This is a genomic window from Chryseobacterium viscerum (assembly GCF_002899945.2).
Taxonomy (GTDB): Bacteria; Bacteroidota; Bacteroidia; order Flavobacteriales; family Weeksellaceae; genus Chryseobacterium; species Chryseobacterium viscerum.
The window spans coordinates 40,964-65,400 of record NZ_PPEG02000012.1; the positions used below are offsets into that span (position 1 = coordinate 40,964).

Consider the following 24,437-nt stretch of genomic DNA (forward strand, 5'->3'; position numbering starts at 1 on the left):
ACTTAATTATTTAAAATGACACATTAAATCCTATCGTTACTACTCTCGCCGGCGTATATCTGTTTGATGCAGTACCATTGAAAGCTTGTGCCGGTTCTAACCCTTTTCTTGCTGTTTTGCTCCATAAGTTCTCACCCGAAACAAGGATTTTTAACCCTGACACTCCAAGCTGAGATAAAGTTTCAGGACTGAAACTATAGCTTAAAGTAGCCTGTCTAAATGTAATAAAATCTGAGCTTACCAGCCATCTTGATGAATTCCCAATATTTGAACTCGTATATGTTGACGAATTTAATGCAGGAATATCAGTAATCTGACCCGGAGTTGTCCATCTGTCAAGGATATCTGTGCTTAAAGCTCCTCCCTGTGAGTAGCTGGACATCAATGCTGCATAATTGGAATCATATGTTTTTCCGCCTAACTGATAGGTAAACATTGCAGATAATGACCATTGTTTATACGTAATTGATGTTCCGAAACTTCCAAATAAATCAGGAATTGCTGTCCCAGAATAATCATATTTCGCTTTGTTAAAATTGGTAGTCACTTTTTGACCGTTCACAGTTCTGATATCAGCAGCTGTTGTATTAGCAAACGCATCAGCAGCCAGGAATAAAGGTGAACCATCTGCCGGATCTACCCCATACCATTGTCTTAACCAGTAATCATATATTGAATGTCCCACGGAAACTTTCTTTGTTCCATTGATGATTTCCGTTATTCCATTGGAAAGTTCGGTAACCTGGTTTTTAAGGGTGGATGCATTCGCATTGATATTCCACGTGAAATTTTGAGTTTTAATAACGTCTGCATTAATGCTGAATTCGAATCCACGGTTATACATTGTTCCCACGTTTCTACTGATTGTATTATCAGGAACTCCGGAAGAAACCGGAAGTGGAACCGGGAAGATCAGATCTTCGGTCACTCTTTTATAATATTCTACAGAACCTGTAATTCTGTTATTTAAAAATCCAAAATCAATCCCTATATCGGTTTGTTTGTTTGCCTCCCAAGTAATGGTTGGATCAGCCAAAAAGCCAAATAAGATTCCAGGCTCCTGAGCATTATTATATCCTAAAGTATACGTACTTTTATACATATAATAACTGTCTGTTCTGTCATTCCCTACTTCACCATATGAACCTCTCAGTTTCAATTCACTGATAAGATTAGAATTGCTCAAGAATTCTTCTCCTTTCAGCCTCCATCCTGCACCGATAGACCAGAATGAAGCCCATCTTACATCTTTAGCAAATCTGGATGAGCCATCCCAACGGATAGACCCTGAAAGTAAGTATTTTGATTTGTAATCATAATTCAATCTTGAAAACACTCCTTCTTTTCTGTAATTATCTGTACGGGAAGTAAGCGTTGCAGGCGTTACAAAGTTGATCAATTCATCATTATCGTCTACAATCTGTCCTTTTTTATATCCGTACAGGTATTCATACATGAATTTATAGCTTTCATGTCCAAAAAGGAACTCAAAATTGTGCTCTCCAAATTTTCTTTTGTAGTTTAAGAGCTGGTTCCAGGTGAAGGTTTGTTCAGTAAAGCTATATTTTTCTGCTGAACCTAGCGGAGCTGCATCTCCGATAATTTTATTTCCATAGGTACTTCTTCTGTTATTTCTGATGTCATACCCTACATTGGTAGATAAAGTAAGATAAGGATCTACTTTGATCTCAGCATAGGCTCTGGAAATGATATAATAGTTTTTAGAAAGATCTTTATTTAAAAGTGTTTCCTGAATTACGTTTCTTCCTGCCGCCGCATCAACTCCTCTGGCACTTCCCGCATCGTAAACTATGTTTCCCGCTTTGTCATAAAGGGTCGCAAATGTATTGGGATCATGCGCATAAGGACTGTAAATAGGCCCCATTGTTCTTGTCCATCTATATGGGTTGATATAAGCAGAATTATTATCCACACCTTCTACAGAGTTGTTTCCGTTAGAAGATACCCCACTGATACTTGTTCCTAATTTCAACCAGCTTTTAACTTGTGAATCTACTTTTAACCTTGCTGTAAATCTTTCAAAATCTGATTTGATAAGGTATCCTGTTTCATTGGTATATCCTACTGAAGAAAAGTATGTCGTTGTATTGCTTCCTCCACTGTAATTCAATTCATAGTTCTGTCTGAACCCTGTATTCATCAAAGGTTTCTGCCAGTCTAAATCAGTATATTTCAGTTTTGCGTCTGGATTTAGCACCCCATTCACCACTAACTGATTATCGGGAACATTAAAAACATTGGTCTTCAAAACTCCTGAAATCAATTGTGCTGTGGCATAAGCATTCGCATCAGCTATAGATGTACCTGGTATTGAGGTTATTCTACCATTTCTTATGGACTCCCAGATAAGGGGATAATACTGATGAACATTCACTCTGTCATATTCCGGAATTGATCTTCCAATTGCTCCGGTACTCATACTAAAGTTGAATGCATCTTGTCCTTTTCTACCAGATTTTGTAGTAATCAAAACAACACCATTGGCTGCTGCAGAACCATATAACGAGGTAGAGGCAGCATCCTTCAGGATATTGAATGATGCAATATCATTGGGATTGATAGCAGCAAGAGAGCCGGTATATATGGTACCATCCACTACATATAAAGGATTTGTTGTAATACCATACGAACCTATTCCACGGATTTGAATACTTGGTGAACTTCCCGGCTGTCCTGTACCGGTACTTACTTTTACCCCAGCACTGGCTCCGTCTAAAGCTTGTCCGATACTTGTAATCGGGCGGTCTGCAAATTGCTTGGCTTTTACTTCGGTATTGGACCCTACCATGGTTTCTCTTTTCTGGCTTCCATAGGCAACCACAACAATTTCTTCAATCTTAGTGTCCTGAGGTATTGTGTCCCGCTTCACCTTTTGGGCTTCCACCAAATGTCCTCCTACAAAAAAGAGCACAGCAGTGCTTAGTATTAACTTCATTTTCATATTTAACATATTTTAACAGTATGAAGGCAAATATATGTAATAAAAACTGTTAAAAACACAACAAAAAAGATATTTAAATAAATTAAACACAATTGATTTATATTTTTAATCAAGATTGTTTAATTAGTTAAAAAATTAAGTTAAAATTTCGTTAAATTAGTTTTAAAAAAACTAAACAATTATTTAAAAAGCGTTAAAACATTGAAAACATACAATCAAAAAGACGATTTAAATACCAATAAATAATAATAACCAGAAATAAAATGAAAACATCTCAATTTAAACATACGTGAAATACAATTGATTTCAGTCCCGTTGAAAAATTTTCAGATAGGACCGTACGATAATAAAAGACATAAAAAAATCCGGAGAAACAAAAATTTCTCCGGATCGTATACTCATTAAAATCCCGTATTAAAAAAAATAAGAACAAGATTATTTCGCTCTTAATCTTTCTTTAATGGATTCGATATTTTTCTTTGCAGAATCTTCAAGGATAAGACTGGCACTCATATGGATTCTTGCAGGCATCAATTCATTGAAATGATCTGTCCCTTCCCATGAAACTTTTTTTATTAAAGCTAAAGCATCACTGCTTCTTGACGCTAAAGTCTGTAAAAACGTCTCCAATTTCTCATCCATTTCCTGAATAGAACCTGAAACGGAATGGTAAACATTATGCTGTTCAGCCCACTCAGCTGATCTGAAGTCAGCATCAATAGCCATTGCAGAGAATTGTGACTTTCCGATTTTTCGCTCCACATAAGGTCCGATTACAAAAGGTCCGATCCCAAGATTGATTTCTGTAAGGGCTAAAGCGGAGTCTTTTGTTGCAAAACAATAGTCTGCTCCACAGGCAATTCCTACTCCTCCACCGGTTGTTTTTCCCTGAACTCTTACTACGACGATTTTTCCACAATTTCTCATGGCATTTAAAACTTTTGCAAAACCACCGAAAAATTGAGTGGAAGCTTCGAGCTCATCAATGGCTAAAAGCTCATCGAAACTTGCTCCTGCACAGAATGCTTTCTCCCCTGCACTTTTTACTAAAATAGCTTTAACCTCATCTTTCGCGCCTTCTTCAAGGATGGTTTCTGCCAGTTTTTCTAAAATTGCCCCCGGAAGAGAATTACTTTTAGGGGTCCCGAAACTGATCTCTGCGATATTATTTTTAATTTCTGACGCTACAAATTCGCTCATTTTTATTTTTATTGGATTCTTACAAAAATACGAAATACAGCTCGTTCAGAGAAACTTAAAGAAGAAAAATTCCTTCAAAATATTGCTTAACAAGGGAGTCACTACGTAGAAATACGGAGTTTGTAATTTGGTATTTTCTACTCTAGTACCCAGTTCTTATTAATCGTTCCTTTGAACTAGAAATAATAACCAAAGGCGGAATCTGAAAAGCCCATAACAGAGTAAGAAATTTAAAACTAAAAATTATTATCATGGACGAGTACATTGGAATTGTCAAATTATTTGCTGGAAATTTTGCACCTAGAGGCTGGATGTTTTGCGACGGAAGCTTATTAAGAATCTCAAACAATTCTGCCTTATTCTCTATCTTAGGAACAACTTATGGTGGAGATGGTATCACAACTTTCGCTTTACCCAACCTAAAAGGACGTATCGCATTAGGAGCCGGAAATGTAAATGCTAATGAGTATTATCCTTTGGGAGTAATGGCAGGTACTACACAAAATACCATTTTGTCTTCAAACCTTCCAAGTATCGGAAGTGGATTTCAGTTGAAAATAGCTAATCAGAACGCAAATTCAGTAACCCCTACAGCAGCATCTTCTTTTGCGATCACAGGAATTCCAAATGGAAGAAATTTTCAGGCGGTACCAAGTTATATAGACACAGATCCTGACACAGCTATCAACGCCAGATCTATTTCATTTATCGGGCAAAATCTTCCAATGAATAATATGCCTCCATATCTTGGACTAAACTATATTATCTGTATTGAAGGTATATATCCTCCACGCAGTTAATACTTATATAATAACCTAACATTTAAAACAGAAATCATGAAAAGCACTACTTTTTTTCTAATGTGTAGTCTGCTCATTTCAACTCTTTCCTTCGGGCAGACCAGTACAGAGACTTTCGAAACAGAATCTTCAGGAAGCACAAGCTTTACAGATAATGGAGTTATCTTTAATATCATCTCCCATTCTTCTACTTTCAACATAGGACTTTTTCCTGGAACAGGATGGGGTGGCACTGCTAATGATAACAGGTATATCGATAATACATCTAATGTAGGGCCCGCAACACCTTCTTTCAGTATAAAAACCACTTCTAATTTATACAAGATAAATAGATTCTGGGTATATGTCGCCAATCAGTTTTCAAATCCAGCTGTAACAGGGACATTAACTGTAACAGGAAAACTAAGTGGGATCACAAAATTTACGCAAACCAAAACGACTGGTTTTGCAACCACCATAGGTACTACCAACGGATATACCCTGATTGATATGACTAATCTAAACGGGCAAAATTATTCGAACATAGTTATCGATGAGCTTCAACTAACTCTTGGAGGTAATTATTATTATCTTGGCGTAGATGCCTTCACCTGGGTAAAAGACAGTAACATTGTATTGGGTACTTCAGAAGCTAAAAGCACACAGAAAAACATGACTGTTTATCCTAATCCAACCAATGGACCTCTTTCTATCAATACTGAAAAAGCCAGTGAAGCTAAAATATACAGTATGGATGGTAAAATGCTGAAAACGGTACAAACCCAGAAAGGAAATAACGAAATTAATATTTCAGAGCTTCCAAAAGGAGTTTACATTATCAAAACAGCTAGTGAATCTACCAAGGTCATTAAAAACTAATATCAGGAAATTTTACATAAGTTCCACATTCCCATAAAGATTCTAATTCATAAATGGCAAATCCCTTAATTGTATTATTAAGGGATTTATTTTTTCAATGCTAAAATGTATTTGTCTATATAAAGCTGTTTCTCTTTTGATTTGTATTGCTGGATATATCTGGGATGCTCCAGGACGGTCATGGTATCAAAAAGTTTTGCTTCTTTATTCAATTTTGATATAAATTCGGCGTTCTTTTTACCAAGAATGAAAACCTCTGAGGTATCCAGGTTAAGACTGATATGCTTCTTCAGAGAATCAATCATAAAATCTTTGACTGCTTCGAACAGTTTTTTATCATCATAATAGTTGGCATTAAGCCATCCATTTTTTGCTTTTCTTACAATAGCCAGCGGAAATGGAGAGTTGATGTAAATGTCTTTGTAGAAAAGATCTGCACCTCCATATTCTTCGATCATATCATACATGAAAACAGAGGAGACTTCATGAGTATGGGCAGATTCCATTGTTATTCCGCAAATACTTTCCAGCCTTTTTGTATCAGTAAACGGAACACCTGTAACGCCTGCTCCGTGACGGCTGGGATTGATTCCGATCATAAATTTTCTTTGAGCAGAATCATTATAGTATTTATGATAAAACTTTTGCATGACTTCCATCGTTTCCGGATGATCCAAATACGGATTCAATACCTGAAAACCTTCAGGAAGATCTCCCAAATATTCCAGATTTTTATTGAACTGAACCACTTTATCAGCAAAAGTTTTATTCATATTTAGTTTTTAAGAAAAACGAAATTTTCAGGTTGATCATCGTCTTCTTCCTCGTCCTCATCTTCATCACTTAGAGCCAATTCAACATCAATAAATTGAATGTATAAACCACAAATTTCTTCGTTGCCATCATAAGCAAAGTAAACAGGATAGCTACCATCACCAAAACCACTTGCAAACATTGGAATCTGATAATTGGTATTGGGAACCGTCCAATTGATCCAGTCTCCTGCTTCTCTCTGATTGTCGGGATGATCTTTATAGCTTTGTGAGAAAAGCTCGGCGAAAAAATCATCATACACATTGTCGACTTCTATTTCATCTACAAATTTATCCACAAAAGGAAGCACTTCCTTATCAGTAATACAACCTAAACCTGCATCTACTCCGAAACCAAAAAAATCATCTTCGGTTATGTCATTTAATTCTTCAATTCCTACTAAGGCTTCTCTGTAAATAACAGGCTTTTCTTTAGTAAATTCTACTTTTACAACAGCATACCTGTCACCCCAATCTTCAGATTTTACCACAGCAATAGTTACAGGAAAATTACCTTTCGGAGCCTGAATAAAGTAAGGTGATTGATTCGCGTTTAGAGAAACCAACGGATCTCTTACCACCACTTTTCCGGAAGGAAGAGAAACATTTCCGATTTCCATCGTCTCCATTTTCTGCCCCAGAATTTCATCAGAAGTAAAATAGGTTTCCAGATCTGTAGGGCAAACCAAAATATTTTTTGCTTCTTCCCATTTTTGCATCCAGTTTTCGTTCATCGTATTATTTTTTTGAATTGATTTCAGGTTTGAAAGTAATGAATAAATGTAAAGGCGTCAAATATGTCAGAATTTTTAACAAAATATTATAAAAATAAAGCAACAAACTCCGAAGAACTGCTGCTTTATGTATTGTTTTAAATGTTTAAATGAATTAAAAGGACTAAGAATCTGCACATATATAACATGCTCTGGCAATGTCTGGCCATCTTCCAGGAAGACAACAGCTTCCGGGAGGACAAGGATTAAGGGCACAGACCAGTTTGGCCCGGCACCTTTAAGAGATCTCAACTCGTGTCTTGAAAGTTTTTTTAAGTTTTTCATAGTAATCAGTTTTGAAGTTCTCTCCTACTCTATATGCTTTTCGGATTTCGCCTATTAAAGTTAATCATTTTTAATCATACTTTGATCCTTGTCAAGGTTTAAAACCTTGACAAGGATGAGTTGGACTTTCAAATTAAAATTCGCTATCAAAATCAATTACTTTTTGATGTGACAATACAAAATTTTCTCTATTATCAAATAATTCAATAACCTTATCCCTTCTCAATAATGTTTTTGATTGACTCAAAATAGATTGGTAGGAAGAAAAACTATATTTTGGAAATTGAACAACAGAATGATTTTGCGGATTTTGATGAATATAAATTATGACACTAATTAAATATTCATCCGATGTAATCAATTTTCTTTTAAATGGAGATTCAATAAGAGCGCCATGCCTTTTATTCTCTTTATTAAAAGCCTGGGAATAAGAATTGAAGATCCGGGCAAACTGTTTTGAGAAAATATTCTGAGGAGAATGAAGGCCAGCTTTTATAGTATCTTCAAAATTTTGACTTTCGACAAAGTTACTCAGTTCAACATCAGACTTTATCTTAACCAAAAGATGAAAATGATTAGACATGAGACAATATGCATATACATCACAGACAGGAATAAGAAATTCCGAGACTTTATTGAGAAAGAACCTATAGTTTCCATCTGATTTGAAAATTGCTTCTCCGTTAATACCACGGTTGTAAATATGGTAAAAACGATCTGCCTCAATTGGAGTAGTTCTAATATCTGTCATCTTATTTTGTGTTTTTAGACTTTGAAAATATAAAATAATTCTGAATCATTAATTCCTCTTGTCAAGGTTTTAAACCTTGACAAGGGGAATCATCCATAAAAAAAATCCCTTTCAGCTTAAACCGAAAGGGATTATAAATTTATATTTTATTCTGAATTAAATCAATCCAAACTGTTGGAAGTGGTGCGTAAAATGTTTTTTGTGCATCAGTTCCCACATTTCTTTATTCAGTTTTCCGAAAACATAATTCATATGTTCTGCCTGTGGATTTTCTTTGTAATAGATCACAAATTTCTTCAGGTTATCCATGAATGATAGTTTTGCTGCTTCCAGGTTTTTGTGGGTAAGTTCAGGAAGTGAACCATCCTGAGGAAGGAATGGAGCTGTAAATTCTTTTGGCATTGCTCTGTGATTATACAGGGAATCCTGCCATTTTTCAAGATTTTCTTCAGGAGTGAAACATTTTTCTGCTTCGGGTTCTCCAAAGCTTACCAAGACCGCTTTCTCCAGGTGTTCAATCATTTGCTGCGGAGACATTTTACCCCAAATTGGAGGAGTATTTTCCGTCAAACCGTTCAAACTTTTTTGAATATTTTTTACATTCAGATCGATGAAAGGGGATTGTTTTGCCACCAATGTCAAAATTGTTGCTACGCAAACTACCTCATCTCTTTGGTTTACCACTTCAACCAACCATTTTACAACACCGGAAGGAATGTTTCTTCCTTTTACTCCTCTGTTGATCTTTTCTTTTGCTGTCAAATAAACCGTAATGGTATCTCCAGCGTATACTGGCTTGAAGAAACTACATTCTTCCAATCCGTAATTAGCAATGACAGGTCCTTTCTTACCGGAAACAAATAATCCTGCCGCAGCCGAAAGGATGAAATATCCATGGGCTACCGTTTTATCGAAGATTGTCCCCGATAGACTTGTTGCATCAGTATGGGCATAGAAATGATCCCATGAAACATTGGAGAAGTTTACGATATCTGCATCAGTTACGGTTCTTCCTGCAGTTTCTAAAGAGTCTCCGACTTCTACTTCCTCAAAATATTTCTGGAAAGGATGTTTGTCTGAGAATTTTTTCTCTGCTCCTTGTTGATAAATTTTAGTAATTGCTTTCAATACATCCGGTGAACCCTGAATAGCTGTTTTCTGCAGGAAGAAATGAAGACCGCTCAATCCGCCCATTTCCTCTCCACCACCTGCTCTACCAGGACCTCCGTGCATCAATGTAGGAAGTGGAGAACCGTGACCTGTACTTTCTTTGGCGTTATCTCTGTTCAAAACAAAGATTCTTCCGTGCTGGGAAGCCATTTTCCATGAAGTTTCGGCGATAAAGTTCTCGTCATGAGAAACGATAGATCCTACTAAACTTCCTTTTCCTCTTTTTGCCAATGCAGCAGCTTCTTCAGCATCTTTATATGGCATCAAGGTAGATACCGGACCAAAGGCTTCTACATCGTGAGAGATATTTTTTTCGAAAGGCTTATCGTTCAGGAATAATTTCGGACTCATAAATGCACCGTTTTCATAGTCGGCATCTACAAGCTCGTGTTTTCCGTCATAGACAAGTTCTGTTTCTGATTTTAATAGGTCTACTTTTCTAAGAACTTCTTCATACTGCTGTCTTCCCACCAAAGATCCCATTTTGGTTTCTCTGCTTAATGGGTTTCCGATTTTTGTTTGATCCAAAGCTTTAGACAAAGCATTCTGAACATCACCGATTAAGTGCTCAGGAACGATAATTCTTCTGATCGCCGTACATTTCTGTCCCGCTTTCGTCGTCATTTCGTTACGAACTTCTTTGATGAATAGGTCAAATTCTGGAGTTCCCGGTTTTGCTTCCAATCCAAGGATAGAACAGTTCAATGAATCTGCTTCCATATTGAAACGTACTGCATTTCCAGCGATAGAAGGCATTGATTTCAATTTTCTTCCTGTATGGGCTGAACCGGTAAACAACACAGAGTCTCCGTCTTGTATATAATCCAGAATATTTCCTGGTTCACCGCACACTAACTGAACGGCACCTTCAGGCAACACTCCACTTTCAATCATATCCTGGAATACAGCATTCGTAAGATAAGATCCGAAAGGTGAAGGCTTCACAATGGAAGGTACTCCTGCCAATAATGATGTAGATAACTTCTCTAACATTCCCCAAACCGGAAAGTTGTAAGCATTGATCTGTACAGAAACTCCTTCACTCGGCGTTAAAATATGAGTTCCTAAGAAAGTTCCGTTAGCAGAAATTTTCTGAGTATCTCCATCTACCCAAAATGAAGTGTTAGGCAGCATTCTTTTTGCTAATCCTGAATAGGTAAAGAACGTTCCGAAACCTCCTTCGATATCCACCCATGAATCAACATGGGTAGCTCCTGTTTTATATGATAAGTCGTAATATTTCTTCTTTCTTTCCAGCAGGTAAAGCGCTACTTTTTTCAACATTTCTCCACGGTCGTAGAAAGTCATTGAAGAAAGGTTTTTATATCCCACTGTTCTTCCATAGTCAAGAGCCTGTTCAAAATTAAGCCCTTCTGTATCGGAAACAGCCACCTGCTCTCCTGTAACGGCATTGTACAAGGGAACTCCGCTTCCGGTACCTTCTACCCATTGTCCGTAGATATAGTTTTTTAACTTTTCCATATAGTTTTTTACTTTTTGCTTAGATTATTCTTTTTAATAAGCTTATCTAAACCTTATAGGTTTTAAAAACCTATAAGGTTTGAGTATACAATCATTCTTTCAGATAAAATTATTTCGGTTCCTGATAAGGAAACATTTTCACCAATCCTTCATATAAACTTCTGTGAAGAATGGTTGCATGGTTGTCTGTTTCCATCATTTTATATTCTAATGTCCAGTTTTTCTTTCCTGCTTTTTTCAAAACATCATAGAAATTCTCTGCATCTTTTATCATCACCGGATGTTCTCCTTTTCCTACAGAAACATAGACGAACTTTTTAGTATCCGGAGATTTTGAAAGTAATGTTCCTGCCTGTTTAAGAAGACTTTCATCATCCCACCATAAACTTGGACTGATGATAAAATAGTTATTGAACATTTCCGGTTTTTTCAAAAGGATTTCTGTTGCCAAAAGGCCTCCCAAAGATTGACCAAAAAGGTATTTATCGGTTGTTTTAAACTGACTTTCCACATAAGGTTTTAGTTCTTTTTCAAGAAATGCAATGAACTTATCAGAATGTCCCGTTGTAGGATAGTCTTTCTGTAAGTCTTTTAAATCCGTATGAAAAGTAAAGTCTCTTTTTCTGTCTACATTAGCAACTCCCACCACAATGGCTTCAGGCATGGAATACATCTGATTAAAGAATTGTACTAGTCCTGTCACGTGAATAAAATCTTCATTCATACTTCCATCCAATAAATAGATCACCGGATATGATTTTGTTTTATCAAATCCTTGTGGAAGATAAATATTCAACGTTCTGTCTTCATTTAAGGTTTTGGACTTAATCGTCCTCACTTCTCCTATTGTAAGCGGTTTTGTAGTAACAGTCTGTGCTGACAGCGTACTCCCTACCGCAAACATTATGCTGCATGCAAGTGCAATTTTTTTAATCATATTTAATTGTAATAGTCTTTATTTTATATCATCCCAAATGCTGTAATCCACAATTTTCGTTGGAATCTGCTGAACATATTCTGTAAAAGGTTCACATGGCAGAATGGCTTCTTTTCCTTCTCTTGCCAGCTCCTGATATAATTTTGTTCCTTCTGTTTTCCAGTGAATCATTTCGTCAGATACATCACGGATCACTTTTGCAGGGCTTCCAACGATCAGTTTTCTTGGCTCACATCTGAAATTGGCAGGTACAAAAGCCAATGCTCCGACGATACTTTCGTCACCAATATAGGCTTTGTCCATTACCACAGCGTTCATACCGATTAAGCAGTTTTTCCCAATGTGTCCGGAATGAATGATGGCTCCATGTCCGATATGTGCGGATTCTTCCAATATGGTTTCTATATTCGGGAAAACATGAAGGGTACAGTTTTCCTGTACATTGGCTCCGTCTTTAATGATAATTTTTCCCCAGTCACCACGAATGACTGCATTGGGACCAATATAGACTTCTTCACCTATTTCTACGTTCCCGATAATGACTGCCTGCGGATGAATGTAAGCAGATCGTTTTATAATGGGACGAATTCCGTGGTATGAGTAGATGTTCATATTTTTTAATTTGAAAATCTGAGAATGGGATAATTTGAAAATTAATAATGTCTTTAAACATTCTCAAATTAACTCACTTTCAAATTAATTATACTTTTTCGATAACCATTGCATATCCTTGTCCTACACCTATACATAGGGCACACAATGCATATTTTTTATCTTGTTTTTGAAGTTCCATTGCTGCAGAACCTACAATTCTTGCTCCGGAAACACCCAGTGGATGACCGATGGCAATAGCTCCTCCGTTCGGGTTTATTCTTGCATCATCATCTTTCAATCCTAAGCTTCTTGTTACCGCAAGCGCCTGTGCTGCAAATGCTTCGTTGAGTTCAATGATGTCCATGTCTTCAAGAGAAAGATTTAATCTTTTCAATAGCTTTTGAGCAGCTTCTACTGGTCCTATCCCCATAATTCTTGGCTCTACTCCTGCTACGGAAGATCCTAAAATTCTGGCTTTTGGTTTTAAACCATATTTTTTAACAGCTTCTTCACTTGCTAAAATCAAGGCAGCAGCTCCGTCATTCATTCCTGAAGCGTTTCCAGCAGTTACCGTTCCTTCTTTTCTGAAAGCCGGACGAAGTTTTGCCAACCCTTCTATAGAAGAAGAAGGTTTAATGAATTCATCTTTTTCAAAAACGATTGGATCGCCTTTTCTCTGAGGAATTTCAACTTTTACAATTTCTTCTGCCAGTCTACCGCTTTCCTGTGCCTTCGTCGCTTTTTGCTGAGACCAAAGGGCAAATTTATCCTGATCTTCTCTGTTGATCTGATGCATGTCTGCCAAATTTTCTGCAGTTTCTCCCATTCCGTCAACCCCATATAATTCTTTCATTTTAGGGTTGATGAAACGCCATCCGAAAGTAGTATCAAACATCTGGCTGTCTCTTCCGAAAGCAGCACTTGGCTTTGACATCACATAAGGAGAACGCGTCATATGCTCTACCCCTCCTGCAATATAAATTTCTCCTTCTCCGGCAGCAATAGAACGGAATGCATTCGCTACAGCAGACATTCCTGAAGCACATAGCCTGTTAACGGTTTCCCCTCCAATTTTGTAAGGAAGACCTGCCAGTAAAAGTCCCATTCTTGCAACGTTTCTGTTATCTTCTCCCGCCTGATTGGCACATCCGAAAATAACGTCTTCAATTTCTTCCACAGGAACTTCAGGGTTTCTTGCTACGACTTCTTTAATAACAATAGCAGCCAGATCGTCGGCTCTTACTTCTGATAATCCTCCCTGTAGTTTTGAGATGGGAGTTCTGACATAGTCTATGATGTATACGTTGTTCATAATTTTAATTTGAAAATGAGTCAATTTGAGAATTTGAAAATTTCAGGTAAGTAAAGAATTAATGGAGTGCAATAATTTTAAAATCACCTCATTTTCAAATTCTTTATAATTCTGTTACTTTTTTCCCGATTTTGTAAACTGTCCCTACAAATTTTGCAATCAGCTCCTGATTTTGATTGGTAATCTGAATGTCATAAACAGCTGTTTTTCTCGTGTTATTCACCAAAATACTTTCTGCTCTGAAAACATCGCCTTCTTTTCCTGCTTTGGTAAAATTGATGATACAGTTCAATGCTACAGCGGCATCTCCGGTATTGTTGGAAGAAAATGCCAGCGCAGAATCAGCAAAAGCGAACGTGACTCCGCCATGAACTGTTTTAAGCCCATTAATCATATCCTTCTTAATCGGCATTTCTATTAAACAGTAATTTTCTTTTACTTCAATCATCTTGATATTCATCCACTGGGAAAAATAATCCTGATTGAACATATAATCTGCTACTTGTCTTGGATTCATTTCTATTATATGTTTGTTATTTCTTCATAGAGTTCATCGGATAACCTGTCATAAACACTCATGGTCTTACCCAGAATGATTTGTTCGTATGAAAGATTTTCTAGGTCTGATGAATTTTCAGAGGGATATGATTCGTTTAACTCAATTCCGTTTTCGTTGGCTAATCTTTTGATCAACTCTTTATATTTTTCATTAAACTTTCCTAATAGCTCTAGCCTTTCTTCACTATTTACAGAGGAAGCTTCCTGTGTTAAATACTGTTTTTCAATTAAAAGTCTGGTCTCCAGCTCTGCTCTGAATTCTTCTATATCCATAATATTAATTTGAAAATTAAATAAATTTGAGAATTTGAAAATGAAAACCTATTATAATCAATTTTCAAATTGGCACATTTTCAAATTATCTAATTCATTTTACGAAGTAAGGGACTTTGTCTGTATCTTTCTTCCTGATATTCTTCGTAAAGGCTCTGAAGGGTTTCGGAGATTTTTGCATACCCGATTTCTTTCCCCCAGCTTAATAATCCTTTCGGATAGTTGACACCTTTCTGCATGGCCAGTTCCAGATCTTCATCATTTGCAACTCCTAATCTTTTGGCTTCAACGGCTTCATTGATCAGCATGGAAATGATTCTTAAAAAGATCTGCTGGTATAAAGCTTCGTCTTTCTGAGCAACAGGTTTTTCTGCTCCTTCGTTGTAATCATAGAAACCTTTTCCTGTTTTTCTGCCGTGAAGTTTTGCTTCAGACATTCTTTGCTGTAATAAAGACGGCTTGTATTTCGGATCGTAGAAATAATCTTTGTAAACGGTTGTTGTTACGGCAAAGTTTACATCTACTCCGATAAGATCCATCAATTCGAAAGGTCCCATTTTGAAGTTCCCAAGGGTTTTCATGGCATCATCTACCTGTTCTGGTGTTGCGATGTTTTCTTCAGCAATTCTTAAGCCTTCCCCATAATAAGGTCTGGCAATTCTGTTGACAATAAATCCAGGGATATCTTTGGCAATAACAGGCATTTTTCCCCATTCTTTCATGAGGTTGTATATTTTTTCTGCTAATGTATTTTCTGTTAGTAAGGATGGAATAACTTCCACTAAAGGCATTAATGGAGCCGGATTGAAAAAGTGAATTCCGATGAAACGCTCCGGTTTCTTTAGTTCTGCACCCAGAGAGGTGATAGAAATAGATGAGGTATTGGAACTGATGACACAGCTTTCTGAAACATACGTTTCAAGTTCTGTAAACACTTTGGTTTTGATGTCTTTGTTTTCAATAATTGCTTCAATGACCAATTCACAATCTTTGAAGTCTTTCAATTCTGTAGCAATGGAAATATTAGCTAAAATTTCAACCATTTTCTCAGATGAAATTTTTTGTTTATCAACCAATTTGGTTAATGTTTTTTCCAAACCTACGGTTGCCGTTTCTACTTGCTTTGCGTTGGCGTCATACACCCAAACTTTGCATCCGTTCGTTGCGGCTACTTGTGCAATGCCGATTCCCATCGTTCCGGCACCGATAATTCCTACATTCATATTTTAAATTTGAAAATTTGAAAATGAGTTAATTTGAAAATTATTTTAATTTTGAGCTTGAAATAATTTTAGACAGAATTAATAGAATTTCTTTTAAATCAGATATTAATTTTTCGTTTGGAGATTTCAAATATGGAGACTTTAAGCATAGCAAAAGCCAATATTCTGTTTCATCAGCTTCTTTAGCTGCAATTTTTAATTTATGAATAAAATCTGCCTTACTCTCTGCATTTTGAGCTTCTCTAACATTTGCTCCAATCGAAGTTCCTGATTTAAAAATTTGATTTGCCAAAGGAAATTTTTTAGCCTCGTATAAATCTTCTGAAAATTCAATAATATGTAGTGCAAAATCAAAAGTCTTATTTACAATAATATTTTCTTTGTCATTTCTCATTTTCAAATTCTCAAATTAACTCATTTCAAATTAATTATTTTCCTTTATAATTAGGTTTTCTTTTCTGTAAAAAGGCATTTACTCCTTCAAAGAAGTCTTCTGTTCCTGCAGCTTCCTGCTGAAGATCTCCTTCCAGCTCAAGCTGTTCTTTCAATGTGTTGGTATAAGAACTGGCAAAAGCCTTTTTCGTAAGTTTAAGTGCTGCTGTCGGCATGTTTGCCATTCTTTCAAGAATTTCCATAGATTTTGGAACGAACTCTTCTTCAGTGAAAACTTCAGCAACAAGGCCATGAGTTTTAGATTCTTCTGCAGATAACTTTTTACCTGTGAATGCTAAATAATTGGCCAATTGTCTACCTAAAAGCTTCGGTAAGAAGTAAGTTCCTCCTGTATCAGGAATCAAACCGATATTTGAAAATGCCTGAGCAAAATATGCTTTCTCATTTGCTAAAACGAAGTCGGAGATTAAAGCCAACATCGCTCCCGCTCCTACTGCAGGACCGTTTACTAAAGCAATAACCGGCTTTTTGCAACGGGTAACTTCCAACACTAAAGGGTTATAATAATCTACCACAATTTTTCTGATAATATCATGATCGTGGTGTTCTTTGCCCGCCACAAATGCTTCATCCAGATTCTGACCTGAGCAAAACGCTCTTCCTCTTCCAGAAATGGCAACACATCTTACTGTTTCGTCTTCGCTGCATTCTTTAACAAAATCTCTAAGATCTGATAAAGCCGGCTTTGTAAGAGCGTTCATTGTTTCCGGTTGATTAAGATATGCGATTTTAAGCTTCCCGTCAAAATGCGTTTCGATATCGAGTTGTGTATACATAGTTTTTATTAATTTATTATTTAACAACGCACTAATTTAACAATATAAATTAATGTAACCGTCTAATAATTTAACAATCTAGCAATTCCTTCGTTATGCTTTGCATAGCCGTAAAGTTTGTTGCTGATTGATGAATAACTCATCAATGACATTTAAAATAATCAAATGGCTCCAGGCAGTCTAAACATTGATAAGAAGCCTTACACAAAGTAGACCCAAATCTGCTGATCTGCTTGGTGTGCTCGGAACCGCAACGTGGACATTTTTTCGGTTTCCCAATGTGATGTTCGTCTGCTCCTTTTTCGGGAGGTGTGATTCCATAAACACGGAGTTTTTCTCTCGCTTCATCCGTTATCCAATCTGTCGTCCAGATTGGAAACATTTTCGTAACTACTTTAGCATCCCATCCGTTTTCTTTCATCATTTTGATAATGTCCTCTTCGATGGTAAACATAGCAGGACATGCAGAATAGGTAGGCGTAATAGTCACTTCACAAGTATTCTCACCTGTGACCTGTGCCTCTCTTACAATTCCCAGTTCCACGATATCAATGACCGGAATTTCCGGATCGGGAATGGTTTTTAATAAATCTAAAAGCTGATTCATATTTTATTTTTTATCAGAATCAAGAATTGTTTTCATTGCGTTCTGATAATCCAAATTATCTGTTATTCCGTTGTGATACTCATCTTTTAATACAATCAGACTATCATCTTTTTTAAAGTTATTTTTAAGTTGTAAAGATGCTTTATAGTTAATAACCTCATCTTTATCACCATGAAAAATAACTACTGGTGACGTAACGGTTTTTAAATATTCACCAGTTTCAAAATTATATTTCAGCAAAAATTTGGGAAGAAATGAGAATTTCTTACTCATTTCATCTTCTATACTGTAATAAGGTGCCTGTAAAATCAACAATCTAGCATTGTGCATTGATGCTACTTTTGCGGCTAACCCTGACCCTATAGAATATCCTAAAATAATAATTTTATTTTCCGGATATCTTTTCAAAAGCTCTTTGTAAGCAATCTCAACGTCCGAAAAAAACTGATCTTTACTATTAATTTTATCTTCACTTTTCCCATAACCCCGGTAATCGAGTATCAATGTATCATAATCCATACTGCGATATAATTGAGCTACTTCTCCCCAGCTTTTTATTGAACCGGAATTTCCGTGAAGATAAAAGATAACTCCTTTGGGATTTTGAGTTTTAAACAAAACTGAACTCAAATGCTTATCATCATGTGTTCTGATCGGTATTTCTTCAAAATCACCATTAAAATTAAACTTATAATTTTCCGGCAACTTTTCAGGATAAAAAATAATTTTCTCCTGATAGAAATAGATTCCTACGCATAGCATCACATATACTATAAGAAAAAAAGCAAGTATTCCCAGAAGCATCTTTTTCATGACCTATTACCAAGTACACCCCGGATACGCTCTCTGCATATACTGAAGTTCACAAAGGATAAACCCGAAATACTCTGTATGATATCCTGTTCTTGATTTTGGCTGCATGAAAGGGTTTTCAGGATATTCCAACCCGAAATCTACAAAATCTTTCTTTGTAATGGCAATGAATTCTTCGTAAAGAGCATCTGCATTTGGAACGATATTCAAAGCAATAAGATCATCTTCACCTTCTGTTTTGGCAAAAAGTCCTTTTGTATATTCCCAGATATTTTCAATAGCTTTCGTCAAACGCTCACGGCTTTCTTCTGTTCCCTGAGCAAAAATCTTCATCCATGAAGCAGAGTGAGTATAGTGATACCTCACTTCTTTCAAAGATTTTTGAGCAATCGCCGAAAGTTCTTCATCAGCAGAGCTTGATAATGCTTCGTACATCAGTTTCTGATATACAGACAACACATATACTTTAAGAATGGTGTGGGCATAATCTTCATTCGGAAGCTCAGTCCAGTGTGCATTTACATATTCGTGCTCATATCTTAAAAAGGCTAAATCATCTTCGCTTTTACCATTGTCTATTACTCTTGAAGCATAAACATAAAAGTTATTAGCCTGACCTAGCTCATCTAATGCAATGTTTGTCAATGCAATATCTTCCTCTAAGTAAGGACCTTCACCACACCATGCAGATAAACGCTGTCCCATAATGAAACTGTCGTCTGCTAGTTTTAATAAATAATTATATAATGGGTTCATTGTTTAATACATTTTAAGACAAATAGATGATAGACAGATAGAAAATAGACTTCAATGCTTTATCTATTATCTTTTGGTCTATTATCTCCAAGTCTATTCTTTATTACATATTTTTTACGTCGTTTGGAATATCGTAGAAAGTAGGGTGACGGTATAGTTTGTCATCAGCCGGATCGAAAAAAGCTTCTTTGTCCATTCCTTCCGAAGTCACAATATATTTACTTGGAACTACCCAAACAGAAGTTCCTTCTTTTCTTCTGGTATAAACGTCTCTTGCATTCTGCAAAGCCATTTCTGCTGTTGGTGCCTGTACAATTCCAACGTGTTTGTGAGATAATCCCGGTTTAGTTTGAATAAACACTTCCCACATATCTAAATTTGCCATATTTTAATTTGAGAATTTGAAAATTTGAGAATTAGGTAATTTGAAAATGAATCTGCAGCAGTTACATTTTCAAATTAGCACATTTTCAAATTGATATATTAAATTATATTACTTCTTTTTGTTGCTTCTCTGCAAAAGCTGCCGCTGCTTCTTTTACCCAAGAATTTTCTCTTTGCGCTTTTCTTTTGGTTTCGATACGCTTTTTATTGCAAGGTCCGTTTCCTTTTAAGATTTCCATGAATTCTCCCCAAGGAAGTTCTCCGAAATCGTAATGTTGCCTTTCCTCATTCCATTTTAAATCCTTATCTGGAATCGTTAATCCTAAGAATTCAGCTTGAGAAACGGTAACATCAATAAATCTTTGACGAAGGTTATCATTACTTTCTCTTTTCACTCTGTAATTCATAGAAATCTTAGAGTTTGGCGAGCTGTCATCATTTGGACCAAACATCATCAAGGCTGGCCACCAGAAGCGGTTTAACGAAGCCTGAGCCATTTCTTTCTGTTGTTTTGTACCACGGCAAAGTGCCATCAGAATCTCATAGCCTTGTCTTTGGTGGAAAGATTCTTCTTTACAGATTTTCACCATTGCTCTTGAATAAGGACCATAAGAATTCCCCATCAGCATTACCTGGTTCATAATCGCTGCACCATCTACCAACCAACCGATTGCACCGATATCGGCCCAGCTTAATGTTGGATAGTTGAAAATACTCGAATATTTAGCTTTTCCTTCTAACATATCGTCATAAGTAGCGTCTCTGTCAGCTCTGATAGTTCCGTTTCCTAACGTTTCAGTTGCTGAATAAAGGTATAGCCCGTGGCCTGCCTCATCCTGAACTTTAGCCAGAAGAGCCATTTTTCTTCTTAATGAAGGCGCTCTGGAAATCCAGTTGGCTTCCGGCAACATTCCTACAATCTCGGAATGAGCGTGCTGTGAAATCTGACGAACCAATAATTTCCTGTAGTCATCAGGCATTACATCTTTTGGTTCTACTTTATTTTCGTCATGTACGTATTGTACAAATTTTTCTAAGTCCATAATCTTTTAGTTTGAGAATTTGAGAATTAGGTAATTTGAAAATTATTTAGAGAAACTGAGAATAAGCTATTACCCATTTTCAAATTTCCAAATTAGCACATTTTCAAATTGAATTAAACATCATAATTAAGCATCACCACATTGGTTGTCGGGTGACATTGGCAGGTAAGGACAAAGCCTCTGGCCACTTCGTCTTCGGTAAGCGCATAGTTTTTCTCCATGAAAACTTCTCCTTCCAAAACCTGAGCTTTACACGTACAGCACACCCCTCCTTTACATGCGAAAGGAACTGGAAGCTGGTCTTTCAATGCTTTATCTAAGATACTTTCTTTTTTAGAATTAAGGTGGAACGAATATTCATCATCATCAATGATTACCGTTACCATACTTTCAATATTGGCAATCGCCTTGAATTCATCGCTCATTTCCTCCGTATTTTCTTCATCCGGAGCGGTAAAATATTCAAATAACACCTGAATAGCAGGAACTTTTTTATCTTTTTTCAGATAATCAGCGATCCCTTTGATCATTTCTGAAGGTCCACAGATGAAATAAGTGGCTTCTTTTACATCAATATCGATGTATCTTTCAAATAACTGCTCTAGTTTTTCAGCAGAAATTCTTCCTTCAAAAATAGGATCTTCGTGTTTCTCACGGCTTACCAAATAAACTACTTTCAACCTGCCATTGAAATGCTCTACCAGCTTATCAATTTCAGATTTTCTTAAAATATGATTCATGCTTCTGTTGCTATAGAACAGGTAAGCATTACTGTTAGGTTCCTGATAAAGGCTTTCTTTAATATTGGATAGAACAGGAGTAATTCCGCTTCCTGCTGCCAATCCCACATATGTTTTTACATTGGTCGGGTGATAAGAAGTATTGAAACCACCCATCGGAGGCATCACTTCCAGGATCTCATCCATATGAAGATGCTCATTGAAATAGCCTGATACTTTCCCGCCTTCAAGCAGCTTTACCAATACTTCCAGCGTATTGCTCTTTTCACTTGGAGCATTACAGATAGAGTAAGAACGTCTTTCCTCATTTCCGTTGATCATCATTCGGAAATTCAGATACTGCCCTTGCTTGAACCTGAACTTATCTTTCAGTTCTTCAGGGACTTCTACCGCTACACTTACTGCTTCGGAAGTATCTTTCTGAACTTTAACTGTTTTAAGTTTATAAAATGAATTCATTATTTTTTAAGTATTCTATTAATTTTTCCACCTTCGCACTTCGGCAAACTGTCCTGGGCATGAATTTTCACTTTCGTAGTGATCCCTACCCGTTTTTTTATTTCGTTTTCTATGCTTTTTCCAAAGTTCCCGACAAAATTAAAATAATCATCGGTATTTGCTTGTATTTTTTGTTCCTCCACCAGTTCATCACCTATTTCAACATCAATATCCAGGGCGATGCACATATGTTCTTTTTCAACAGGCGTTAAATAATAATTAGGAACCACTCCCTTTACATAAGAGAATGCATCTTCAATCTGGCTTGGATATACATTGACACCTCTCACGATCAGCATATCGTCTGCTCTGCCAACGATAGGTTTCATTTTCACCATTGTTCTTTTGGCATTCTCATCATAATAAAGACTGGTGATATCATTGGTCCAATACCGTAAAAGCGGCATTGCTTTTTTCGTTAAAGTTGTAATCACCAACACTCCTTCTTCTCCAAAAGGCACCGGCTGTTTAGTAACCGGATCTAAAATTTCAGGGTAAAAATGATCTTCCCAGATATAAGAACCTCCTTTTTCTTCGAAATCCTCCATGGAAACTCCGGGACCGATAATTTCACTCAATCCATAAATATTGGTTGCGTGAACTCCTAATCTTTCTTCAATGTGGCCTCTGATAATCTCTGTCCATGGTTCTGATCCTAACACTGCATATTGAAGACTTATTTCATCTGCTGAAATTCCTCTTTTGGCAAATTCATCAGCAATGGTCAAAGCGTATGACGGTGAACAACAGATCACTTCCGGTTTGAAATCTATAATCAGATCTACCTGTCTTGCCGTCATTCCTCCTGAAATAGGAAGAACACTCATCCCTAAAGTTTCTGCCCCATAATGAAGTCCTAAGCCTCCAGTGAAAATCCCGTAACCATAAGCATTGTGTAACTGCATTCCTGGTTTTGCTCCTGCGGCATTTAAAGATCTCGCCACTACTTCACTGAAAAGGTCTACATCTTCTTTGGTGTATCCTACCACAGTTGGTTTTCCTGTAGTTCCGCTTGAACAGTGAATTCGCTGAAGCTCAGCTTTAGGAACTGTAAATAAACCGAACGGATAGTTATCTCTTAAATCCTGCTTGTAAGTGATTGGAAGTTTCGTGATATCTTCAATCGACCTTATTTCCTGTGGAGACATTTGCAATTCATCAAATTTCTTTTTATAAAATTCCGACTTCTCTCCCAAATAGCTGATCAAGCTGATCAACCGGTCGGATTGAAGCTGTCTCAACTGACCCAGCTCCAGATATTCAACTGAAAAATCCATAAAACTAACTAACATTTGTTAGGTGTAAATTTAAAAAGATTTTATAAGCTGGCAAAATTTTTATGACTTTTGTCATATTTTGAATGATTCTAAATAAGGAAAATAACGCTGAGGCTTTTATCTTGCGGAAGATACTATGTAAAAGATATGAATGATTTCCCTTTGGGAGAGACTATATCGCCTGATTTCCAATAAGTCCAAAAAGGATCTTTTCTCTTATTTCCTCAGTAATTTCATCGGTGGAATCACTGCTTCTTTTAAACCAGAAATAGGAATTATTTAAAGTATGAAGGATAAATCTTGTGGTAAATGATGGTGATTTTAGCTCCCAGTTTTCAGCTTTGTAGATCTCAGAAATTAATTCTTCAACTTCCTGTTGATAATTTTTTCTTAATTCTACAAATTCGGGAAGCCTTTCTTCCAGATGTCTCCATTCATTGGAATAAATATGGGTAACATCACGGTTGTTAAGAACGACTGAAAGGTGTTTATCCAATAACAGATTCAGTTTTTCTCTTGGAGCAATATCTGTATTTTTTACATGCTGAAGTTCATCGAAAAATTCCTGGGCAATGCCAAAACAAATCCATTCCAAAATTTCTTCCTTTGAACGGATGTGCGCATACAGCGATGCTGCTTTGATATTAAGTTTCGTAGCCAGATCTCTTACCGAGCTCCCCATATAGCCCTTCTCCTTGAAAAGTTCTACTGCTACGTCTAAAATTTTTCTCTGTTTTTCTTTAAGTTCCATCTGTAAAATGCAAAAGTAATTATTCTAAAATAAAAAGCTGAATTTTAACACTTACATTAAAGAAATTCAACCATTTTAAAATTTACTCATCAACTTTCCCCTTTATGATATGACTATTTGTTCATAGATTTCCAAGAGATAATTGTGAAATCGGAAATTTTGTCAAGTTAAATTTCCGTTAAAAATACAAAATCCGGAAAATTTGTCCATATTTTTTATAAATTTAATAATTGAACAGTTTTTGCGATATAGTCATCGAATAAATGATTAAATAATTGATGGCATTAAGAAACTGAGCCTGAAAATTTAGTTTCTTGATGTTTTTTAAAAGCTAAACTTAATACGAACC

Annotated in this window: 25 protein-coding genes; 2 read left to right on the forward strand and 23 right to left on the reverse strand. The window is 36.4% G+C overall.

Going from position 1 to position 24,437, the window contains the following annotated elements; all coding sequences use genetic code 11:
* Positions 1-10 precede the first annotated feature (10 nt).
* Both C1634_RS23805 and C1634_RS23810 read right to left on the reverse strand, forming a co-directional pair.
* Positions 11-2,956, reverse strand: coding sequence for a SusC/RagA family TonB-linked outer membrane protein (locus tag C1634_RS23805; RefSeq protein ID WP_228410150.1), 2,946 nt, complete (start codon positions 2,954-2,956; stop codon positions 11-13).
* A 441-nt stretch (positions 2,957-3,397) separates the two neighbouring features.
* Positions 3,398-4,162, reverse strand: coding sequence for an enoyl-CoA hydratase/isomerase family protein (locus tag C1634_RS23810; RefSeq protein ID WP_103234317.1), 765 nt, complete (start codon positions 4,160-4,162; stop codon positions 3,398-3,400).
* Positions 4,163-4,413: 251 nt separating this feature from the next.
* On the opposite strand from C1634_RS23810, the gene C1634_RS23815 reads away from it, so the two are divergent.
* Together C1634_RS23815 and C1634_RS23820 are read left to right on the forward strand one after the other, a co-directional pair.
* On the forward strand, positions 4,414-4,962 hold the full coding sequence (locus C1634_RS23815; protein ID WP_103234318.1) for a phage tail protein: 549 nt from the start codon (positions 4,414-4,416) through the stop codon (positions 4,960-4,962).
* 36 nt (positions 4,963-4,998) lie between these two features.
* Complete coding sequence (locus C1634_RS23820; protein WP_103234319.1) at positions 4,999-5,820, forward strand: T9SS type A sorting domain-containing protein; 822 nt, start codon at positions 4,999-5,001, stop codon at positions 5,818-5,820.
* Between the two features lie 86 nt (positions 5,821-5,906).
* Here the strand turns inward: C1634_RS23820 and C1634_RS23825 are convergent, their stop codons facing one another.
* The 21 genes from C1634_RS23825 to C1634_RS23920 all read right to left on the reverse strand — a co-directional run bounded on the left by C1634_RS23825 (position 5,907) and on the right by C1634_RS23920 (position 24,088).
* The gene (locus C1634_RS23825; protein ID WP_103234320.1) at positions 5,907-6,593 is read right to left on the reverse strand and encodes an SMUG2 DNA glycosylase family protein; all 687 of its coding nucleotides are present in this window, start codon (positions 6,591-6,593) and stop codon (positions 5,907-5,909) included.
* A gap of 2 nt (positions 6,594-6,595) precedes the next feature.
* Positions 6,596-7,366, reverse strand: coding sequence for a DUF4241 domain-containing protein (locus tag C1634_RS23830; RefSeq protein WP_103234321.1), 771 nt, complete (start codon positions 7,364-7,366; stop codon positions 6,596-6,598).
* Between the two features lie 75 nt (positions 7,367-7,441).
* Positions 7,442-7,690 carry a bacteriocin-like protein gene (locus C1634_RS25830; RefSeq protein WP_123921561.1) on the reverse strand — a complete coding sequence of 83 codons (249 nt, stop codon included), beginning with the start codon at positions 7,688-7,690 and terminating at the stop codon, positions 7,442-7,444.
* 133 nt (positions 7,691-7,823) lie between these two features.
* Positions 7,824-8,441 (reverse strand): transposase, encoded by a 618-nt coding sequence (locus tag C1634_RS23835; protein ID WP_109739259.1) that lies wholly within the window; start codon positions 8,439-8,441, stop codon positions 7,824-7,826.
* 156 nt (positions 8,442-8,597) lie between these two features.
* Complete coding sequence (gene paaZ, locus C1634_RS23840) at positions 8,598-11,093, reverse strand: phenylacetic acid degradation bifunctional protein PaaZ (RefSeq protein ID WP_109739260.1); 2,496 nt, start codon at positions 11,091-11,093, stop codon at positions 8,598-8,600.
* 109 nt (positions 11,094-11,202) lie between these two features.
* Positions 11,203-12,030: an alpha/beta hydrolase gene (locus tag C1634_RS23845; RefSeq protein WP_103233833.1), complete on the reverse strand. Its 828-nt coding sequence runs from the start codon at positions 12,028-12,030 to the stop codon at positions 11,203-11,205.
* Between the two features lie 18 nt (positions 12,031-12,048).
* Positions 12,049-12,642, reverse strand: a complete 594-nt coding sequence (locus tag C1634_RS23850) for an acyltransferase (protein WP_103233834.1) — start codon at positions 12,640-12,642, stop codon at positions 12,049-12,051.
* 88 nt (positions 12,643-12,730) lie between these two features.
* Positions 12,731-13,936, reverse strand: coding sequence for a 3-oxoadipyl-CoA thiolase (gene pcaF / locus C1634_RS23855; protein ID WP_103233835.1), 1,206 nt, complete (start codon positions 13,934-13,936; stop codon positions 12,731-12,733).
* A 103-nt stretch (positions 13,937-14,039) separates the two neighbouring features.
* Positions 14,040-14,453, reverse strand: coding sequence for a PaaI family thioesterase (locus tag C1634_RS23860; protein WP_103233836.1), 414 nt, complete (start codon positions 14,451-14,453; stop codon positions 14,040-14,042).
* Positions 14,454-14,458: 5 nt separating this feature from the next.
* A complete protein-coding gene (locus tag C1634_RS23865; protein ID WP_109739261.1) occupies positions 14,459-14,767 on the reverse strand; it encodes a hypothetical protein in 309 nt (102 codons plus the stop codon).
* Between the two features lie 89 nt (positions 14,768-14,856).
* Entirely contained in the window at positions 14,857-15,990 is a 1,134-nt protein-coding gene (locus C1634_RS23870) for a 3-hydroxyacyl-CoA dehydrogenase NAD-binding domain-containing protein (RefSeq protein ID WP_109739262.1), read from the reverse strand.
* A 40-nt stretch (positions 15,991-16,030) separates the two neighbouring features.
* Positions 16,031-16,384: a four helix bundle protein gene (locus C1634_RS23875; protein WP_103233838.1), complete on the reverse strand. Its 354-nt coding sequence runs from the start codon at positions 16,382-16,384 to the stop codon at positions 16,031-16,033.
* A gap of 34 nt (positions 16,385-16,418) precedes the next feature.
* Positions 16,419-17,219 carry an enoyl-CoA hydratase/isomerase family protein gene (locus C1634_RS23880; protein WP_109739263.1) on the reverse strand — a complete coding sequence of 267 codons (801 nt, stop codon included), beginning with the start codon at positions 17,217-17,219 and terminating at the stop codon, positions 16,419-16,421.
* Between the two features lie 142 nt (positions 17,220-17,361).
* Entirely contained in the window at positions 17,362-17,826 is a 465-nt protein-coding gene (gene paaD, locus C1634_RS23885) for a 1,2-phenylacetyl-CoA epoxidase subunit PaaD (protein WP_103233840.1), read from the reverse strand.
* Positions 17,827-17,829: 3 nt separating this feature from the next.
* Positions 17,830-18,639: an alpha/beta hydrolase gene (locus C1634_RS23890; protein WP_103233841.1), complete on the reverse strand. Its 810-nt coding sequence runs from the start codon at positions 18,637-18,639 to the stop codon at positions 17,830-17,832.
* A 6-nt stretch (positions 18,640-18,645) separates the two neighbouring features.
* On the reverse strand, positions 18,646-19,395 hold the full coding sequence (gene paaC, locus C1634_RS23895) for a 1,2-phenylacetyl-CoA epoxidase subunit PaaC (RefSeq protein WP_103233842.1): 750 nt from the start codon (positions 19,393-19,395) through the stop codon (positions 18,646-18,648).
* Between the two features lie 103 nt (positions 19,396-19,498).
* Positions 19,499-19,780, reverse strand: coding sequence for a 1,2-phenylacetyl-CoA epoxidase subunit PaaB (paaB, locus tag C1634_RS23900; RefSeq protein ID WP_103233843.1), 282 nt, complete (start codon positions 19,778-19,780; stop codon positions 19,499-19,501).
* Positions 19,781-19,883: 103 nt separating this feature from the next.
* Positions 19,884-20,822 (reverse strand): 1,2-phenylacetyl-CoA epoxidase subunit PaaA, encoded by a 939-nt coding sequence (gene paaA, locus C1634_RS23905; RefSeq protein WP_109739264.1) that lies wholly within the window; start codon positions 20,820-20,822, stop codon positions 19,884-19,886.
* Positions 20,823-20,935: 113 nt separating this feature from the next.
* Complete coding sequence (locus tag C1634_RS23910; protein WP_109739265.1) at positions 20,936-22,021, reverse strand: 2Fe-2S iron-sulfur cluster-binding protein; 1,086 nt, start codon at positions 22,019-22,021, stop codon at positions 20,936-20,938.
* Complete coding sequence (locus C1634_RS23915) at positions 22,021-23,337, reverse strand: phenylacetate--CoA ligase family protein (RefSeq protein WP_103234540.1); 1,317 nt, start codon at positions 23,335-23,337, stop codon at positions 22,021-22,023. Before C1634_RS23915 ends, C1634_RS23910 begins: the two co-directional genes overlap by 1 nt.
* A 172-nt stretch (positions 23,338-23,509) precedes the next feature.
* Complete coding sequence (locus C1634_RS23920; protein ID WP_103234541.1) at positions 23,510-24,088, reverse strand: TetR/AcrR family transcriptional regulator; 579 nt, start codon at positions 24,086-24,088, stop codon at positions 23,510-23,512.
* Positions 24,089-24,437 lie beyond the last annotated feature (349 nt).

Coding starts and splice junctions, on each gene's coding strand:
- C1634_RS23805 (WP_228410150.1), bottom strand. CDS start 2,956: ATGAAGTTAATACTAAGCACTGCTGTGCTCTTTTTTGTAGGAGGACAT.
- C1634_RS23810 (WP_103234317.1), bottom strand. CDS start 4,162: ATGAGCGAATTTGTAGCGTCAGAAATTAAAAATAATATCGCAGAGATC.
- C1634_RS23815 (WP_103234318.1), top strand. CDS start 4,414: ATGGACGAGTACATTGGAATTGTCAAATTATTTGCTGGAAATTTTGCA.
- C1634_RS23820 (WP_103234319.1), top strand. CDS start 4,999: ATGAAAAGCACTACTTTTTTTCTAATGTGTAGTCTGCTCATTTCAACT.
- C1634_RS23825 (WP_103234320.1), bottom strand. CDS start 6,593: ATGAATAAAACTTTTGCTGATAAAGTGGTTCAGTTCAATAAAAATCTG.
- C1634_RS23830 (WP_103234321.1), bottom strand. CDS start 7,366: ATGAACGAAAACTGGATGCAAAAATGGGAAGAAGCAAAAAATATTTTG.
- C1634_RS25830 (WP_123921561.1), bottom strand. CDS start 7,690: ATGAAAAACTTAAAAAAACTTTCAAGACACGAGTTGAGATCTCTTAAA.
- C1634_RS23835 (WP_109739259.1), bottom strand. CDS start 8,441: ATGACAGATATTAGAACTACTCCAATTGAGGCAGATCGTTTTTACCAT.
- paaZ (WP_109739260.1), bottom strand. CDS start 11,093: ATGGAAAAGTTAAAAAACTATATCTACGGACAATGGGTAGAAGGTACC.
- C1634_RS23845 (WP_103233833.1), bottom strand. CDS start 12,030: ATGATTAAAAAAATTGCACTTGCATGCAGCATAATGTTTGCGGTAGGG.
- C1634_RS23850 (WP_103233834.1), bottom strand. CDS start 12,642: ATGAACATCTACTCATACCACGGAATTCGTCCCATTATAAAACGATCT.
- pcaF (WP_103233835.1), bottom strand. CDS start 13,936: ATGAACAACGTATACATCATAGACTATGTCAGAACTCCCATCTCAAAA.
- C1634_RS23860 (WP_103233836.1), bottom strand. CDS start 14,453: ATGAATCCAAGACAAGTAGCAGATTATATGTTCAATCAGGATTATTTT.
- C1634_RS23865 (WP_109739261.1), bottom strand. CDS start 14,767: ATGGATATAGAAGAATTCAGAGCAGAGCTGGAGACCAGACTTTTAATT.
- C1634_RS23870 (WP_109739262.1), bottom strand. CDS start 15,990: ATGAATGTAGGAATTATCGGTGCCGGAACGATGGGAATCGGCATTGCA.
- C1634_RS23875 (WP_103233838.1), bottom strand. CDS start 16,384: ATGAGAAATGACAAAGAAAATATTATTGTAAATAAGACTTTTGATTTT.
- C1634_RS23880 (WP_109739263.1), bottom strand. CDS start 17,219: ATGTATACACAACTCGATATCGAAACGCATTTTGACGGGAAGCTTAAA.
- paaD (WP_103233840.1), bottom strand. CDS start 17,826: ATGAATCAGCTTTTAGATTTATTAAAAACCATTCCCGATCCGGAAATT.
- C1634_RS23890 (WP_103233841.1), bottom strand. CDS start 18,639: ATGAAAAAGATGCTTCTGGGAATACTTGCTTTTTTTCTTATAGTATAT.
- paaC (WP_103233842.1), bottom strand. CDS start 19,395: ATGAACCCATTATATAATTATTTATTAAAACTAGCAGACGACAGTTTC.
- paaB (WP_103233843.1), bottom strand. CDS start 19,780: ATGGCAAATTTAGATATGTGGGAAGTGTTTATTCAAACTAAACCGGGA.
- paaA (WP_109739264.1), bottom strand. CDS start 20,822: ATGGACTTAGAAAAATTTGTACAATACGTACATGACGAAAATAAAGTA.
- C1634_RS23910 (WP_109739265.1), bottom strand. CDS start 22,021: ATGAATTCATTTTATAAACTTAAAACAGTTAAAGTTCAGAAAGATACT.
- C1634_RS23915 (WP_103234540.1), bottom strand. CDS start 23,337: ATGGATTTTTCAGTTGAATATCTGGAGCTGGGTCAGTTGAGACAGCTT.
- C1634_RS23920 (WP_103234541.1), bottom strand. CDS start 24,088: ATGGAACTTAAAGAAAAACAGAGAAAAATTTTAGACGTAGCAGTAGAA.